The 498-nt window shown below is 67.1% G+C and carries 1 protein-coding gene; it reads left to right on the top strand.

Going from position 1 to position 498, the window contains the following annotated elements; genetic code table 11:
- Position 1: 1 nt before the first annotated feature.
- On the top strand, positions 2 to 498 hold a 497-nt coding region (locus tag A9Z05_RS03220; protein WP_256121828.1), incomplete at its 3' end, for an AzlC family ABC transporter permease.

The following is a 498-nucleotide window of genomic DNA, read 5'->3' as shown; positions in this document are numbered from 1 at the left end:
GATCCAGGGCGCGCGCGACTATTCCCCGACACTGATGGCGATCCTGTCCTGGGGGCTCGTCACCGGCATCGCGATGAGCAAATCCGTGATGACGCTCGGGCAGGCGAGCGCGATGTCGCTGTTCGTCTATGCGGGCTCGTCGCAGCTCGCGGTGCTGCCGCTCCTCGCGGCGAAGCTGCCGATCTGGACCGTGCTGCTCACGGCCGCGATGGTCAACCTGCGCTTCGTGATCTTCAGCGCCGGGCTCGCGCCCCATTTTTCCTACCTGCCGCTGTGGCGGCGCCTCGCGATCGGCTATTTCAACGGCGACGTGATCTATCTGCTGTTCCAGAAACAGGGCTTCGCGTACGGCCGCGTGCCGGGCAAGGAAGCCTATTTCTGGGGGATGGCGCTCGCGAGCTGGGCGTCGTGGCAGGTGTCGTCGCTCGCCGGCATCCTGCTCGCGAGCGTCTTTCCGGCGAGCTGGGGGCTGGAGCTGGCCGGCACGCTCGCGCTGAT

It is taken from the genome of Burkholderia sp. A2, from assembly GCF_001729305.1.
Lineage (GTDB): Bacteria > Pseudomonadota > Gammaproteobacteria > Burkholderiales > Burkholderiaceae > Burkholderia > Burkholderia sola.
Note: the sequence above shows the minus strand (reverse complement) of the source record. Positions and strands in the feature narration are given on the sequence as shown.